Raw genomic sequence first — 13635 nt, 5'->3', positions numbered from 1 at the left:
AACGGACTCCGGGGTCCCGGTTAAACCCTTGCACCCGGGTGTCGTCTGTGCATCAGGCCTTTTTGGCGAACCGGGCCAGGGCCCTTTGGGTTCCGCGGTCGGTGAGCACCTGGATCAGGGCAGCGGTCGTGGCCGAGAGGACGGCAAAGACAATGGCCTGGCGCATGCTGGCCTCGGCCTGGGCTTCCTTGTTGCCGTGCTTGGGCGGCTGCTGGCCGGTGAAGCCAATCCATGCCTTGTCAACGATCTTTCCACCCACGAATCCTGCGGCGATGGAAATAACTGGGCCGATAAGTTTCATCATGCTGTTCATGGGGCCTCCCAAATGTTGCGGGCAACGGTACCTGCCCCAGCATAGCTGAGGTAGCATCATAGGACTGAAACAATCACGACAGGGGAGCGTCGTGCGAAGAAATTCGCACCAAGGCGCTGAGAGTGCGGATAACCGCAGACCCTCGAACCTGCCCCGGCTAGTACCGGCGAAGGAAGTCGAGTTCTCAGGGGTGCGTTCGCATGAACGTTTTCCCTCCCCTCCTTGTATCCAAGGAGGATCACCACCATGAGCATCACCAACCAGCCTGCCGGGCACCACACGGCCACTCCGTCCTGGCGCGTCGTTGACATCGTCATTGCTGCAGTCATCGCCGTGTCCTCGGGCGTCATCTTCTGGGCCTGGAACAGCAGCCACCACCTGCTCGATGTCCTGTTCCTGGCCTTCCCTCCCTCGGCCGCCTTGGTCTCGGGCATGTGGCTTTTTCCCGCGGTGCTCGGCGCGCTGATCATCCGCAAGCCCGGAGCCGCACTCTTCTGCGAACTGGTCGCCGCCATGGTTTCCGCGCTCATGGGCTCTGAATTCGGGTTGACCGTCCTGGCCTCCGGCCTGATCCAGGGCCTCGGCGCGGAGCTGGTCTTCGCCGCGTTCCGCTACCGCAAGTTCAACCTGCCCGTGGCACTGCTGGCCGGTGCCGGTGCGGGACTCTTTGGCAGCATCAACGACACCTTCATCTTCCGCTGGTACCCCGAATACACCCCCGGCATGCTCTTCGCCTACATCGCGTTCATGACCATCTCGGGCATCGTCATTGCGGGGCTGCTCTCCTTCCTGGCGACCAGGGCCCTGGCCAAGACCGGCGCCCTGGGCGCCCTGGCCAGCCGCAAGGCGGCCACCGAACCCATCGTCTAGGACGACGTCGCCATCATGACTTCACCTTCGATGCTGCACCGTGAAGCCGACGCCCCCGGGAATGACAGCCGGCTCGCCACGGCGGTGTCCGTCAGCGCCCGCAACTGGGGCTGGCGGCATGCCGACCGCGCCAAACCGGCGCTGTGGGGCCTTGACCTGGAAATCCGCGCCGGGGAGCGCGTGCTCTTGGCCGGGCCCTCGGGCGCCGGCAAGTCCACACTGCTCTATGCCCTGGCCGGGGTCCTGCACGAGGACGACGAGGCCTATTCCTCCGGCGAGCTCCTGCTGGATGGAACGCCCGTGGCCCAGGGCCGCGGTCTGGTCGGGCTCATGCAACAAGACCCCGAAACCCAGGTCGTCCAGGCCAGGGTCGGGGACGACGTGGCCTTTGGCGCCGAAAACCTTTCCGTTCCGTCGGAACAGATCTCCCAGCGCATCATCGATGCCCTCGACGCAGTGGGACTCGATGTCCCGCTGGACCACCCCACCGCGGCGCTCTCGGGCGGGCAAAAACAACGCCTGGCCCTGGCCGGGATCCTGGCCATGGGCCCGGGGCTGGTCCTGTTGGACGAGCCGACGGCGAACCTCGATCCGGCCGGCGTGCTGGAGGTCCGTGACGCGGTGATCCGTGCCGTGGATGCCACCGGGGCGACCTTGCTGATCGTTGAACATCGGCTGGAGGCCTGGGCGCCACACATGGACCGGGTCATCGTGCTGGAACCGGGCGGGGGCATCGCCCACGACGGAACCCCGGACGAGCTCTTCGGGCCCGGCATCATCCGCGAGGAACTGATCTCCGCCGGGGTCTGGGTGCCGGGATACACCCCGGCCATCGACGCCAGGGCCACCCGCAAGGAAAGCGGCGCCCTGCTTCTCGAGGCCAGCGCCCTGGCCGTCACCCGGAAACGCGGCGGCGTTCCGGCCGCCGACGGGCTTGACCTGCGCGTCGGGGCCGGCGAAGCCTGGTGCGTGCGCGGGGCAAACGGCTCGGGCAAGTCGACGTTCGCGCTGACGCTCGGGGGTTTGCTGCCCCAGGCCTCCGGAACGGTGTTGGCCACCGCGGAGCTGGCGGCCGGGACCGAGGCGCGTCCCTACCACTGGCGCGCCACCGAACTGGTGGGCCGCATCGGCTCGGTGTTCCAGGAACCCGAACACCAATTCGTCACCAACACGGTGGCCGATGAACTGGCCTTCGGCCCGAAGCATGCGGTCAAGTCCGGCACCCGGGAGCCACTGTTCACCCAGACGGAGATCGAGTCGCGGGTCGAGTCATTGCTGGCCCGGCTGCGGCTGGGGCATCTTGCCTCGGCCAACCCCTTCACCCTTTCGGGCGGGGAAAAGCGGCGGCTCTCGGTGGCCACGGTGTTGGCCTCTTCCCCGCAGATCCTGATCCTTGACGAGCCGACCTTCGGCCAGGACGCCAATACGTGGCGGGAGCTTGCGCTGCTGCTGCGCGAGGAACTGGAGGGCGGCACCGCGATCATTGCCGTGACCCATGACGCGGATTTCGCCCGCGCACTGGGCGCCAACGAATTCGTCCTCGATGCCCGCGGCACCGAGGTCGGCACCCCTGATGCCGGGGTCCGCCCCGGGTTGCTTCAGGCAGATGTACGCGGCGGGGCCAGCTTCCTGGGCAAGGCCAACCCGCTGGCCAAGCTGGCCGCGGTGGCGCTGGCAACGATCCCGCTGGTGGCCTCCATGGACTGGGTCAGCAGCTCCCTGGTGGTGCTGGCAACCTTCCTGGCGTTGCCGTTGGCCGGGCTGTCGATCCCGCGCTTCCTGGCCCGGGGCTGGCCACTGCTTCTCGCGGCGCTCTTCGGGGCCTGGGGCACCGCGCTGGTGGGCAACGACTCCGGGGCGGTGCTGCTGGACCTGGGGATCTTCGACATCACCGAGGGTTCGCTGGCAGCCGGTGCCGCCACCGGCATGCGTGCCTTCGCGGTAGCGATCCCCGCGGTGCTGGTGCTCTTCACCACCGACCCCACGGACCTGGCCAACGCGCTGGCACAAAAAGCGCGGCTTCCGCACCGCTTTGTGCTCGGGGCGCTGGCAGGCATGCGCCTGCTGGGGTTGCTGATCGAGGAATGGACGACGCTGGGCATGGCCCGGCGCGCCCGGGGCGTGGGCAGCCGGGGGTCGGTGGGGCAGCGGATGCGCGCCAACCTGGGGCAGGTCTTTGGCCTGCTGGTCCAGGCCATCCGCCGGGCCTCGCGCCTGGCGGTGACCATGGAGGCCAAGGGCTTCGGGACCAATGCGCGGACCTGGCTCAGGACGTCGGTGTACGGCTGGCGGGATGCGTGCGTCGTTGCCGCGGGGCTGCTGCTGGGTGCCGCTGCCACCTGGGCTGCCGTCGCGCTGGGAACCTGGAACCTGGTCTGGACCTAGGCAAACGACAAGACGGGTCCCGGTTTTGGTGCATCTTGCGATGTGCCGAGACCGGGACCTGCTTGTTTCCCGGCGTGCCTCCGGCTACTCTTCGAAGCCCAGCGAGGCGATGGCAGGAAGCGTCCCGGCGGCCAGGTTTTCCAGCACGTAGCGTTCATGCCCCGGCATGGGCTCGGGAAGCCTGTCCAGGTCGAACCATTCAATGGCCGCGCACTTCTCCGGTTCCATGATTTTCGGTTCCCCGTCCCAGCGTGTGGCAGCGAAGAAGAAGTCAACGCGCTTGTCCCGCGGGGAGTCCCCGTCGTTGGTGCGGTGCAAGGTGGTGAGCGGGAGCAGGTCCCGCCGATCCAGCGTCAACCCCATCTCCTCTGCGGCCTCGCGCACCGCGGCGGCTTCCACCGATTCCCCGGCCTCGACGTGCCCGGCTGCGGCGCAGGCCCAGTGCCCGTCCATGAAACCGGTGTTTTGGCGCAGCTGCAATAGCACCTGGCCGCCGCGGCGCAGCACCACGTAGGCGGCAGGCACCAGCTGGAACAGTTCCTGCATGGGGGGAAACCTCGAATCCTGTCCGGCATCCGTCGGGGGAACGGACGCGAAAAATGCGCCTATTGGATGGCGTTGACCATGGCGGTGAGCTCGGCATGCAGCTGCCCGTCGCGGGCAATGGCGGTGCCGTCGATCGAGTTCACCGGGGTGAGCAGCCGGACGCTGGAGACCAGCCAGACCCCTTCGGCATCCATCAGGTTCTCCGGAGTCAGTGGCCCGTAGCCCAGCTCCCACCCGGCTTCCCTGGCGGCGGCAAAGATGGCCCCCTGCGTGGTGCCCGGCAGGATCCCCGTTTCCAGGGTCGGGGTGATCAGCCGCTTGGTGTCCCCGTCGCGGTGCGCCATCAGCACCGTGGAGGTCGGGCCCTCCAGGACGATTCCGTCGCTGGAAACGAAGATGACGTCATCCGCTCCCAGCTTCTTGGCATGGCGCAACGCCGCCATGTTCACCGCGTAGGACAGCGTCTTGGCACCCATCAGCAGCCAGGGGGCGCGCTCGGCAACCTTCGAGTCGTAGCCGCGGTCCAGGAAGATCACCGAGATCCCGCTCTTGCGCTGCCGGCGTCCCAGCTCGGGGGCGGGGCTGACCATGACCCAGGAGGTGCCGTGGTCCTTGCCCTCGGTGCCGCGGGTGGCCACGAGCTTCACGACGGCTTCCTCGGACGGGTTGGCGGCATCGAATGCGGCTACGGCGGTGGCGATCGCCGCGCGCCAGGCCTCCTCGTGCGGAACAAGCAGGTCACAGGTCGAGGCCGAGACCCGCAAGCGGGCCAGGTGGGCATCGAGCTTGCGCACGATCCCGTTGGTGTACAGCGCGGATTCGAAGATCCCGTCCCCGCGGGTCACGCCCTGGTCGAGGACCGAAAGCTGTGCGGTTGCGGCATCGGCGACGCGGCCGGCGGGAAAATCGCGGTCAAGGAACACAAGTGCAGTCATGGCTACCAGATTACCGCCGCGAAAGTCCTTCTCCGGTGAGCGCCGTGCGGGCGGTAGTCTGGGGTATGGCCGGGAAACCGGCTCTGGCAAGGAGGGATCCATGGACGCAGGCGACGACGCACTGACGCTTGGTGCCGCCCTGTGGTCAATTGCCGTGGGCATCGAGCTCACCATCCGCATCACCATGGTCGGAATCGTGCCCGGCAACCGCCGACCCACCACCGCAATGGCATGGCTGCTGGCCATTTTCTTCCTGCCCGTGGCCGGTCTGCTGCTCTACCTGCTCTTTGCCAACACCAAGCTTTCCCGGCGCCGCATCGAGCGCCAGCGGAACGTCAACGAATCGATCCTCGAGGCCACCCAGCACCTGAGTGGGGGTACGTGGGCGCCCGACGCCCCCGACTGGGTGCTCTCGGCGGTCGAGCTGAACCGGAGGCTGGGGGCGTTGCCGCTGCAGGGGGGCAACGCGGTGGAGTTCATCACCGGCTACAAGGAATCCCTCGATGAGATGCGCCTGGAAATCGACAGGGCCCGGCGCTACATTCACGTGCAGTTCTACATCATCGGTGACGACGACGAATACGTCGCCCCGATCCTCGAGGCCCTGGAACGTGCGGTGGCCCGCGGGGTCAAGGTCCGGGTTCTCTTCGACCACCTGGGGTCCCTGCGCGTCAAGGGATATTTCGCGCTGGTGCGGCGGATGAGCGCGGCGGGCATCAACTGGCGGCGGATGCTTCCGCTGGCTCCCTTCCAACGACGGTGGCGGCGCCCGGATTTGCGCAACCACCGCAAGATCGTGGTGGTGGACGGGCAGGTGGCCTTCACCGGCAGCCAGAACCTCATCGAGCCCGGATACAAGCGCAGCAGCGCGCACAAGGTCGGCCGGGAATGGGTCGAGCTCATGGTCAAGGTCCACGGCCCGTTGGTGACCAGCCTCGACGTGGTCTTCGCGACCGACTGGTCGCAGGAGTCCGACGAGGATCTGCTGCAAGACCTGGCCGCGGTGGAGGATGCGATCCGCGAGGCACCGGACGCGGGGGAGGACCTCGGGCAGGTGGTGCCCAGCGGACCGGGCTTCGAGACGGAAAACAATCTTCGGCTGTTCAACACGCTGATCTATTCGGCCACCGAGCGCCTCTCGATCACCAGCCCCTACTTCGTTCCCGACGACTCGCTGCTTTACGCCATCACCACCGCCGCCCAGCGCGGGGTGGAGGTGGAGCTCTTCGTCTGCGAAAAGGGCGACCAGGCGTTGGTGCAGCATGCCCAGCAGTCCTACTACGAGGCCCTGCTGCGGGCCGGGGTGCGGATCTACCTCTACAAGGCCCCGGCGGTCCTGCATTCAAAGTGCATGGCGGTGGACGACGACGTGGTGGTCATGGGGTCCTCCAACATGGACATGCGGTCCTTCTCGCTTAACCTCGAGATCACCCTGATGCTCCTGGGCTCCGACCTGGTCGACGAGCTGATGAAGGTGCAGGACAGCTACCGGGCGAATTCGACCGAGCTGACCCTGGAGCAATGGAACGAGCGCCCGATGCTCAGCCGCTGGATCGACAACGTGGCGCGGCTTTCGGCCACCTTGCAATAGCCGCATGCAGGGAACTCTCCGGGACGTGGTCGGCTGCGGGACCGGTTCAAGGCTCGGGATGGCCCTTGCCCGGCACGGATGCGCCAAAGACGCGTCTGGCCATCACGGAATTCACCGGGCCCAGGTTCATCAGGTGCAGCCAGACGCGGCGCAGCAGCAGGGCCCTGCGGCCCGGGGGCACAAAGAACCTGGCGTTTCGCCGTACGGCTGCCTGCTGCCGCTGAACCACTGGGCGCCAGGTCTCCTCGTAGCGGGCCAGGGCCCCGGGGATGTCGTTGCCGTGGGAGCGCAGCGCGTCGGTGAGCATCTTCGCCCCGGCAATGGCCAAGGAAGCGCAATGCCCGGCCAGCAGCGAGACCGCGTACGCCGCGTCCCCGAGCAACACGCAGCGGCCCGCGCTCCAGGCCGGCACCACTGCCTGGGCGACGACATCCTCGAAGACCTACTCCGGGCGCCGGTCCAGCGCCCGCTCGACGTGCCTGCCCAATCCGCGGAACCGGGCAAACAGCGCTTCCCTGGTCCCGTGGTCGGGATCGGGGTTGTCGCACTCGATGACGCCGAAGAACGTCACGCGCCCGTCCGAGAGGGCATAAAGCGTCGCCTGCCGAACCAGGGAATCGCTGAGCACCACGTCGCGGCCTAGCCAAGCCGCGAGTCCGGGATCGTCAAAGACGTACCCGAAGACGTGAAATCCCAGATGCCGCAGCACGCCGGACTCCGGGGTTCCCGGCAGGAAGCCACGCACCGCTGAGTGGATGCCGTCTGCCCCGACGAGCAGCTCTGCCTCGAAGCTTCGTCGGTCAGCCAGCACGGCGCGTGCGGGCGTTCCCGGGCCCCCGGCGTCCGGGCACCGGCCCGTCTGGACGGAGATGACCCTCGCGTCGTGGACGATTGTCACCGAATTGCCGACCCATTCGCGCAATCCCTTTTCAATGTCGGGGCGAAGAATGGAGAAGTACTTCCCGTGTGCGGCGTTGAGGAAGGAATCCATGGCGAACCGGGCCCGGGTGCGACCGTCCGGATCGAGGTAGCGGGCCCGCCCATAGAGCTCGCTATGCCGCCGTAGATGCATGATGGCGCCCAGGGATTCGGCTGCCGCAAAGCCGGGGCCGAAGAAATCGATCATGTAGCCGGTGGTGCGGGCCCCGGTGCCTGTTCCAGCACGGTGGTCTGCCAGCCGTTGCGTGCCAGCGCCCCGCCCGCGGCCAGCCCGCCGATTCCCGCGCCGACGACCAATGCCCGCATGGTGCTTCACCCGATTCGATCCGCAGGGCAAGCGATGCCCCTTGCGGCCACGATACCGCTGTGCCAACTCTTCCGGGCCAGTGCGACCTGGGCGGATTCCCCGGTCGCATCGAACAAGGGCAAGCCAAGTCAAGCAGGATTCGAGAAGCACTCCCCGCTGGCTCCGCCTAGAGTGAAGGTCTAACGCAGACGAGTGAAAGGAACAAACCGTGAACACGACCTTCAGCAAAGAGGAAAAGGCCGCCATGCGGGCCGCCGCGGCAGAAGCAAAGGCCGCAAAGGCCGGTGCCGACCTGGAAGCAGCATGTCTTGCCGCCATCGAGGAGATGACCGGCACGGACAAGGAGCTGGCAGAGACCCTGCACGAGCTGGTCAAGCAGCACACTTCCTTGGGGGCCAAGACGTGGTACGGCATGCCGGCCTACACCAATGCCGACGGCAAGGTCGTGGTGTTCTTCCAAAGCGCCGCCAAGTTCAAGGTGCGGTACGCCACCATCGGCTTCCAGCCGGACGCGAACCTCGACGAAGGCAATTTCTGGCCGAGTTCCTTTGCCGTGACCAAGCTGACCGCCGCCGATCAGACGCATCTGGTGGAGCTGCTGAAGAAGGCCGTCAGCTAAGCCCAGACCAAGGCCGTTCACTTGCGGCATTGCGGCATTCAACCCATTGGACTGCCGCCGGCCCGGCGCGGGACAGCACCCGCTGACCGACGGGCCGGCTATCTGCCCGGGAACACGCTGCCGAGGGCCGAAAGGACCCCGAAGGCCTTGGTGCGGACCTCGTCCCATTCCTCCTGGGGCGAGGAATCGGCGGTGATCGCACCGCCCACCCCCAGGGTCAGGTCCCAGTGGCCGCGCGCCGCATTGCGGCCCATGACCAGGGTGCGGATGACCACCGAAAGGTCGGCGGCACCGGTGGCGGAGAAATACCCGACGGCACCGGAATACAGTCCGCGGGCGGCCCCGTCCTCCAGGGAATCCAGGATCTCCATGGTGGAGACCTTCGGCGCCCCGGTCATGGACCCGGCGGGGAATGCCGCGGCAATGGCCTCGGCGCGCGAGGCCCCGGGACGCAACCTGGCGTCGATGGTGGAGACCATCTGGTGGACGCTCGCGTAGCTTTCGATCGCGCACAGCCGCGGCACCGAGAGGGTGCGGGGATCGGCGAAATGCGACAGGTCGTTGCGCAGCAGATCCACGATCATGATGTTTTCCGCGCGGTCCTTGGGCGAGGACGCAAGTTCATCCATCAACGCCAGGTCTGCCTCGGGAGTTGCCCCGCGCGGCCTGGTGCCCTTGATGGGCTCGGCGCGCATCCAGCCGTCGGCGCCGATCGACATGAACCGCTCGGGGGAGGTGCTGGCCGCGGCCATGTCCCCGAAGCGCAGGTAGTGTGCGAAGGGCGCGGGGTTTGCCGCGCGCAGCCGCAGGTAGTTTTCCCACGGGTCGCAGGGCACCGCCTCCGCACGCAGGGACGTGGTCAGGCAGATCTCGTAGCTATTGCCCAGGCGGATCTGTTCCTGCGCGGCACGGACCTTGGCCAGATAGGCGGGTCGGTTGTCGCGGGAGGTGAAGGCGGGTGCCGGATCCAGGGGTGCGGGCGCGGCGGCGGCGGGAAGCTGCGGCAACAGCTCCCGGACCCGGTCGAAGAACCCTTCGGCGTCAGTGGCTGCGGTGGCGAGCAGGTGCACGGTGGAGGCATGGTGGTCAACCACGACGACCTGGGAGGGCCTGATCAGTGCGGCGTCCGCCGGCTGCCAGGGATCCCCCGGCGCGGGCCGGATGTCGCTTCCGCCGGTTTCCCGCTTGAGCTCGTACCCCAGGTGGCCCATCCAGCCCGGAATGAATGGGAGCTCGCCCTGCTCCGGCAGGAAGCCGGCGGCGTCCCAGCTGCGGGCGAGCCATTCGAAGAAGCCTCCGGTGATCGTGGCCGTGGCGGTGCCCTCGCGCAGGAACCCCGCACCGCCGCGGTGTTCGTAGATCGCGCATTCCTCGGTGGTTGCAGCGGCCATGATGGAGTAGCGGTTGCGTTGGCGCGGGTCGGCGAAGTGGAGGTTGCTGGATTCGAGCAGGACCGCGTGCTCCTCGCCGGTGTACAAAGCCTCAAAAAGGGCGGCGGCGTCGGGGGCCGCCGGCACCGCCGTGTGAACCGGCACCTGGGCCGCCGCCTCGGTTCGTTCGGGGGAGAGCGCCGGGGAGCACCGGGGCAGCGACTTCAGGGCACGCAGGACATGGTCCGGTGCGCTGCCGTCGGCACGGTTCGCCACGGTGACGTCGGCGTACTCGGGCACCGCGTCGGAGCCAAGGTAGTCGTTTTCCTGCTCGGCCCAGTCATCCCAGTGCGCGGCAAAGACCTCGCCGTCGCGTTCCAGGGCGCGGTCCTTGCGCGTGGCATCGGGCACCTGGACCCAGATAAGCGCATCGAGCAGCGGGCGTGCGGCGGCGCAGCCTGCACCCACGCCCTCGATGATGACGACGGGGGCGGGGGAGAGTGTGGAGCGCGGACCGGCGGTGCTTGCCGCCCAGTCCCAGCTGTTCCAGCTCGCGGCCTCGCCGCGCGACAGGGGTGCCAGGACTTCGGTGACATACGCGTGGGTGCCGGCTTCCAGGCCGTCCCATCCGGGGTAGATGTCCTCGAGGTGGAAGAGGGCTACCTCGCGGTGGCGGCGCAGCGCGGTGGCAAGTTCCGCGGCAAGCGTGCTCTTCCCGGCACCGGATCGACCATCAATGCCAAGGACAAGTACGGGGCTAGTTGCCACGTTGGGGCATGGTGTGTGCGCGCACGTAGTCGAGCACTCCCGGGATGGCGGCGTTGATCATTTGCCAGCACAGGCGGAAATCCGCCGAGTCGCCAAACCATGGATCGTAGATTCCCTGGCCCTCGACGGGAGCCGAAGCCAGGGTCGTGTCGAAGGAACGCATCAAGCGCAATTCGGGGCGGGGCGCCGAGTGGTCGGCGGGAAGCATCTTTGCCAGCGCCGCCAGGTGTTCCTGGTCCATGGCCAGCAACAGGTCGACGCCGGGTATCACGGCAGGGTCCAGGACCCGCGCCACGTGCTCGTCGGCGTTGATGCCGTGGGACTGCAGGATGGCGGCGGCCCGCGGGTCGATCCCGTGGCCGGCCTCGCCGTCGCTGGTGCCGGCGGACTCGACCGAGACATCAACGATTCCTGCATCGCCTAGTGCGGTGCGAATCATGTACTCGGCCATGGGGGAGCGGCAGATGTTGCCCGTGCACACTGTCATTATCCGGAACATGGTTTTAGTCTAGGGCCCTTACACACCTAGTGACAGGCCCGAACACGGTTCGTGGTGATGGTTATCGGATTGTGCCCTTGACGGCCGGACCACCGGTGGTTCGATGGGACAGGCTCAGTGGATGAAGACCAGCAGGGCGGCGACGAAGATGAACAGCGTGCCGAAGACGAGGTTCAGGATCCGCTGGCCGCGCTCCGTGGCCGTGAAGCGGCTGAAGCTCTTGGCGGAGGCGGCGAAGAACAGCCACATCACCACGACGTCCACCGCCACGATGGTGCCGATGAAGACCAGGTATTGGGGCAGCGCCGGCGCATCGAGGCGGATGAACTGCGGGGTGAAGGCCAGGAAGAAGACGATGGCCTTGGGGTTGAGCAGGTTGACCCACAGCCCGCGCCGGAACATCGAGAAACCCGATTCGCGGCCCTTGACGTCGATCTCTGCCGCTCTCTGCGGCTTGGCCAGGATCAACCGCACCCCCAGGTACACCAGGTAGGCGGCCCCGGCGTAGCGGATCAGGGTGAATGCGAGCGGGGAACGGGAGACCAGCAGCCCGACACCGGCCGCGACCACGATCACGTGGACCAGCAGGGCCGCCTGCTGGCCCAGGATGCCCCACATGGAGCGGCGGAAGCCGGAGTTCAACGAGTTGGTCATGGTGTTGATGGCCCCGGCGCCCGGGGTGAAACTGATCAGCGTCGAGGCGCCAAGAAGCGAGAGCCATAGGGAGAGAGTCACCGGTCAAGTTTAGGGCAGTGCGCCCGCCCTCCTCCACCAGCCGGACGCTGCGTCCCAGGCGGGCGGGGCGCTACGAGCGGGCCGGCACCCGGTGCGAGGCGGCAACCTGTGAATACCACAGGGCCGAGGCCTTGGGGATGCGCTGCAGGGTCTCGTAGTCGACCCGCACGATCCCGAAGCGCTTGTCGTAGCCGAAGGCCCACTCAAAATTGTCCATGAGCGACCAGACCAGGTACCCGCGCACATCCGCACCCTTTTCCATGGCCCGGTGGGTTGCGCGCAGGTGCGCATCGATGAAGGCCAACCGGTCCGCGGAGTCATCCACGAACCCAGAGTCGTCAGGGGCGTCGTCGTAGGCTGCACCGTTCTCCGTGATCACCATCGGGATGCCCGCCGGCCCGGTGTAGTGCTCCTGCAGGCGCAGCAGCAACCTTTCCAGCCCCCCGGGCTGCACCTCCCAGCCCATGGCCGTGCGCGGCAGGCCGCGCGAGACCCGGGTGACGCGTTCGCTGCCCACCATCGGGGAGCGGCGGGGCAGGCCCCGTTCGGAGGTGAACACCAGGTCGGCCTCCGGGAGCAGTGGCACCCGGGGTGCGGCGACCAGCTCGCCGTTGTAGTAGTTGACGCCCAGCACGTCGATGGGAGCTGCAATGATTTCCAGGTCGTTCCCCTGAATGTGCCGTTCCAGCCCGGCCTCGGCCATGTCCTCGAGCACATCCTGCGGGTATTGGCCGCGGAAGATCGGATCCAGGAAGACGCGGTTGAACGAGCCGTCGATGCGCCGTGCCGCATCGACGTCGGCCGGATCCTGCGGGTCGGACGGGTCGGCCACGGTGAAGTTCAGGGTGATCCCGAGCTTGTGGTCCTTGCCGGCCACTTCCCGCATGGCCTGCGTGGCCAGGCCGTGCCCCAGCAGCAGGTGGTGCGCCGCGGCCACCGCCTCGGCGGGGTTCGTGTGCCCGGGGGCGTGCTCGCCGCCGGCATGGGAAAGGAAGGACGAGCACCACGGCTCGTTCAGCGTGGTCCACTGGGTGACGCGGTCCCCGAGGTGTTCGAACACCTCCAGGGCGTAGTCGGCAAAGCGGTGGGCGGTGTCGCGGTTTGCCCAGCCTCCCTGCTCCTGCAAGGCCTGGGGCAGGTCCCAATGGTAGAGCGTGAGCCACGGGGCAATGCCTCGGCCCAGCAGCTCGTCGACCAGGCGCGAGTAGAAGTCCAGGCCCTTCGGGTTCACGGCCCGGTCCCCGGGCTTGATGCGCGCCCAGGACGTGGAGAACCTGTAGGTGTCCAGTCCCAGCTTTGCCATGAGCTGCACGTCCTGCGGCATCCGGTGGTAGTGGTCGGCGGCAACCGATCCGTCGTGCCCCTCGAAGACAGCACCCGGCACCCGGCAAAAGGCGTCCCAGATGGAATCCTCGCGGCCGTCCTCATGGCCGGCGCCCTCGATCTGGAAGGCGGCCGTGGCGGAGCCGAAGCGGAATCCGGGCGGAAAATCCAGGCTACGCGTGGTGTCGAATGCGGCGGAAAGGGGAGGGAGCGTGCTTGGGCGTTCGGTCATGGTGGGGTTTGTCCTCAACAATCATGAACGCTCCAGCGTTCGGCCGACGGTTGCCCCGAGCCTAGTGCGAATCGCCGCTGCGGGCCAGAGGCGGCCGGGTAAGCCTGGGAGGAGTCCTGCCCGAAACCCGTGCCGCGCTCGCCGGGATTCGGTGAGGCACTCCGCTGCGTCTAGGCGTTGTCCGCGTCGTTTCGGGCCTTGTC

The 13635-nt window shown here is 67.5% G+C and carries 14 protein-coding genes and 1 riboswitch; of the genes, 4 read left to right on the top strand and 10 right to left on the bottom strand.

All coding sequences use genetic code 11. The features are described from left to right. Window positions 1–52: 52 nt before the first annotated feature. The gene (locus ACLQ7E_RS08310; protein WP_411732109.1) at window positions 53–313 is read right to left on the bottom strand and encodes a DUF4235 domain-containing protein; all 261 of its coding nucleotides are present in this window, start codon (window positions 311–313) and stop codon (window positions 53–55) included. Window positions 314–383: 70 nt separating this feature from the next. Continuing rightward, a riboswitch (TPP riboswitch) is annotated at window positions 384–505 on the top strand. Window positions 506–559: 54 nt separating this feature from the next. Here ACLQ7E_RS08310 and ACLQ7E_RS08305 point away from each other — a divergent pair. Both ACLQ7E_RS08305 and ACLQ7E_RS08300 read left to right on the top strand, forming a co-directional pair. Beyond that, the gene (locus ACLQ7E_RS08305; RefSeq protein ID WP_411732108.1) at window positions 560–1183 is read left to right on the top strand and encodes an ECF transporter S component; all 624 of its coding nucleotides are present in this window, start codon (window positions 560–562) and stop codon (window positions 1181–1183) included. Between the two features lie 15 nt (window positions 1184–1198). After that, complete coding sequence (locus tag ACLQ7E_RS08300; RefSeq protein WP_411732107.1) at window positions 1199–3568, top strand: ATP-binding cassette domain-containing protein; 2370 nt, start codon at window positions 1199–1201, stop codon at window positions 3566–3568. 84 nt (window positions 3569–3652) lie between these two features. Here ACLQ7E_RS08300 and ACLQ7E_RS08295 read toward each other — a convergent pair whose 3' ends face one another. Together ACLQ7E_RS08295 and ACLQ7E_RS08290 are read right to left on the bottom strand one after the other, a co-directional pair. After that, window positions 3653–4114 carry an NUDIX domain-containing protein gene (locus ACLQ7E_RS08295; RefSeq protein ID WP_411732106.1) on the bottom strand — a complete coding sequence of 154 codons (462 nt, stop codon included), beginning with the start codon at window positions 4112–4114 and terminating at the stop codon, window positions 3653–3655. Between the two features lie 59 nt (window positions 4115–4173). Then, window positions 4174–5049, bottom strand: a complete 876-nt coding sequence (locus ACLQ7E_RS08290; protein WP_411732105.1) for an aminodeoxychorismate lyase — start codon at window positions 5047–5049, stop codon at window positions 4174–4176. Window positions 5050–5149: 100 nt separating this feature from the next. Between ACLQ7E_RS08290 and cls the strand changes: the two genes are divergently transcribed. Then, window positions 5150–6640: a cardiolipin synthase gene (gene cls, locus ACLQ7E_RS08285; protein WP_411732104.1), complete on the top strand. Its 1491-nt coding sequence runs from the start codon at window positions 5150–5152 to the stop codon at window positions 6638–6640. Window positions 6641–6686: 46 nt separating this feature from the next. On the opposite strand, the gene ACLQ7E_RS08280 is transcribed toward cls, so the two are convergent. Genes ACLQ7E_RS08280 through ACLQ7E_RS08270 form a run of 3 tightly spaced genes read right to left on the bottom strand, consistent with a single transcriptional unit; the run spans window position 6687 to window position 7885 of the window. Next, window positions 6687–7025: a hypothetical protein gene (locus ACLQ7E_RS08280; RefSeq protein WP_411732103.1), complete on the bottom strand. Its 339-nt coding sequence runs from the start codon at window positions 7023–7025 to the stop codon at window positions 6687–6689. Window positions 7026–7082: 57 nt separating this feature from the next. Then, the gene (locus ACLQ7E_RS08275; RefSeq protein ID WP_411732102.1) at window positions 7083–7766 is read right to left on the bottom strand and encodes a hypothetical protein; all 684 of its coding nucleotides are present in this window, start codon (window positions 7764–7766) and stop codon (window positions 7083–7085) included. Then, window positions 7763–7885 (bottom strand): NAD(P)-binding protein, encoded by a 123-nt coding sequence (locus tag ACLQ7E_RS08270; RefSeq protein ID WP_411732101.1) that lies wholly within the window; start codon window positions 7883–7885, stop codon window positions 7763–7765. The genes ACLQ7E_RS08275 and ACLQ7E_RS08270 overlap by 4 nt, the downstream gene beginning before the upstream one ends. Window positions 7886–8094: 209 nt before the next feature. Here ACLQ7E_RS08270 and ACLQ7E_RS08265 point away from each other — a divergent pair, with 209 nt between their 5' ends. After that, window positions 8095–8505: a hypothetical protein gene (locus ACLQ7E_RS08265; protein ID WP_411732100.1), complete on the top strand. Its 411-nt coding sequence runs from the start codon at window positions 8095–8097 to the stop codon at window positions 8503–8505. A 98-nt stretch (window positions 8506–8603) separates the two neighbouring features. Here ACLQ7E_RS08265 and ACLQ7E_RS08260 read toward each other — a convergent pair whose 3' ends face one another. From ACLQ7E_RS08260 to ACLQ7E_RS08245, 4 genes are all read right to left on the bottom strand, one after another. Beyond that, on the bottom strand, window positions 8604–10643 hold the full coding sequence (locus tag ACLQ7E_RS08260) for a chorismate-binding protein (RefSeq protein ID WP_411732099.1): 2040 nt from the start codon (window positions 10641–10643) through the stop codon (window positions 8604–8606). Continuing rightward, complete coding sequence (locus ACLQ7E_RS08255; RefSeq protein WP_411732098.1) at window positions 10633–11130, bottom strand: low molecular weight protein-tyrosine-phosphatase; 498 nt, start codon at window positions 11128–11130, stop codon at window positions 10633–10635. The genes ACLQ7E_RS08260 and ACLQ7E_RS08255 overlap by 11 nt, the downstream gene beginning before the upstream one ends. Before the next feature lie 126 nt (window positions 11131–11256). Next, entirely contained in the window at window positions 11257–11877 is a 621-nt protein-coding gene (locus ACLQ7E_RS08250) for a LysE family transporter (RefSeq protein ID WP_411732097.1), read from the bottom strand. Between the two features lie 70 nt (window positions 11878–11947). Next, entirely contained in the window at window positions 11948–13432 is a 1485-nt protein-coding gene (locus tag ACLQ7E_RS08245) for a glycoside hydrolase family 1 protein (RefSeq protein WP_411732096.1), read from the bottom strand. Window positions 13433–13635: the final 203 nt, after the last annotated feature.

This window comes from Paeniglutamicibacter sp., from assembly GCF_046714615.1.
Classification (GTDB): Bacteria; Actinomycetota; Actinomycetes; order Actinomycetales; family Micrococcaceae; genus Paeniglutamicibacter.
This window is presented reverse-complemented; position numbering and strand designations above follow the sequence as displayed.

Coding starts and splice junctions, on each gene's coding strand:
- ACLQ7E_RS08310 (WP_411732109.1), bottom strand. CDS start 313: ATGAACAGCATGATGAAACTTATCGGCCCAGTTATTTCCATCGCCGCA.
- ACLQ7E_RS08305 (WP_411732108.1), top strand. CDS start 560: ATGAGCATCACCAACCAGCCTGCCGGGCACCACACGGCCACTCCGTCC.
- ACLQ7E_RS08300 (WP_411732107.1), top strand. CDS start 1,199: ATGACTTCACCTTCGATGCTGCACCGTGAAGCCGACGCCCCCGGGAAT.
- ACLQ7E_RS08295 (WP_411732106.1), bottom strand. CDS start 4,114: ATGCAGGAACTGTTCCAGCTGGTGCCTGCCGCCTACGTGGTGCTGCGC.
- ACLQ7E_RS08290 (WP_411732105.1), bottom strand. CDS start 5,049: ATGACTGCACTTGTGTTCCTTGACCGCGATTTTCCCGCCGGCCGCGTC.
- cls (WP_411732104.1), top strand. CDS start 5,150: ATGGACGCAGGCGACGACGCACTGACGCTTGGTGCCGCCCTGTGGTCA.
- ACLQ7E_RS08275 (WP_411732102.1), bottom strand. CDS start 7,766: ATGATCGATTTCTTCGGCCCCGGCTTTGCGGCAGCCGAATCCCTGGGC.
- ACLQ7E_RS08270 (WP_411732101.1), bottom strand. CDS start 7,885: ATGCGGGCATTGGTCGTCGGCGCGGGAATCGGCGGGCTGGCCGCGGGC.
- ACLQ7E_RS08255 (WP_411732098.1), bottom strand. CDS start 11,130: ATGACAGTGTGCACGGGCAACATCTGCCGCTCCCCCATGGCCGAGTAC.
- ACLQ7E_RS08245 (WP_411732096.1), bottom strand. CDS start 13,432: ATGACCGAACGCCCAAGCACGCTCCCTCCCCTTTCCGCCGCATTCGAC.